Annotated in this window: 1 protein-coding gene; it reads right to left on the reverse strand. The window is 30.8% G+C overall.

Translation table 11 applies throughout. The annotated features are described in order from the left end of the window. Nucleotides 1-2: 2 nt before the first annotated feature. Nucleotides 3-1,065, reverse strand: a 1,063-nt coding sequence (locus F6K63_RS37005; protein WP_287315030.1) for an ISL3 family transposase, incomplete at its 5' end; no start/stop codon positions are given.

Genomic DNA, 1,065 nt, shown 5'->3' on the forward strand with positions numbered 1-1,065 from the left:
TATTAGTTAAAATTCCAATTAAGTAAACATCTGGATTGAAAGTTTTTAAAGTTTCTGAATCCATAAGCTGAACGTTTAATAACTTTTAATTTGTTATTAATACCCTCAACCACCCCACTAGTTGTTCTGTTATCAAAGTATGCGATAATTTCATCTAACCAACGAATAATAGTATTCCGGCTTTTCGGAAAATAATTTTGCGCTTCTGATAACCATGTACCTAATTTGAATAGCCCATCTAACCAATCATTTGTTTCATCAAAAATTTGGCGAATTTTTTCTTTCAATTCGTGCATAGTTTTAAGGCTTGGAGAAACTTCTTTCACTTGAGCTAGTTTCTGACTTTGTTTTTTCGTCAAATCTTTTTCATTTTTCAAAAGGGCATATTTACTTTTTTTAATTTTCTCTAAACTCTGTTTATGATTTTCTTTATCTGACTTGGTTTTAGCGTTTTTTAGTAAAGTTGTTAATTGAGTTTTTTCGAGTTTTCTTTGTGAGTCTAGTTCTTGATTTATTTGTACCATTACATGAAATCTGTCGGCTACAACTTGAGCATTGGGCATTAATTCTAAAACTAAGCTTTTGTATCCTTGCCATAAATCAATACTAACCTCTTCTATCTTATCTAAGACCTCTCTACCCCATTTAATCAAAAAATTTTTGATTTCTAATTGTGTTCTTCCTTCTAATATTTGAATTAATACTGACTTCTCTAAATCTATTAATACTGCACAATAATTGCCTTTACCTTTAACCAGAGCTATTTCATCAATTCCTAGCTTTTTCAAATTTTTAGGTGGAGATTTGGGCAAGTCTGACCTGGCATCTTTTAACATTCTTTCTATTTCTTCTGTTGTCACTAATCCTTTTTGGGCTACACTTCTTATATCACTTCTTAAAACTTCTTTTAGGGTTGTCTCAGCCAACCTTTTAGTATATTTTCTTCTTTTCCTGACGAAATCTAACTTTTCACTGAACGGTTTTTTACATTTTTGACATTTAAACTGTCGTCTATTTATTTCCAAAAATACTGGGGACTCTCCCCAAGGCAAATCTTTAATTATA

The organism is Moorena sp. SIO1G6, assembly GCF_010672795.1.
GTDB classification, from domain to species: Bacteria; Cyanobacteriota; Cyanobacteriia; order Cyanobacteriales; family Coleofasciculaceae; genus Moorena; species Moorena producens.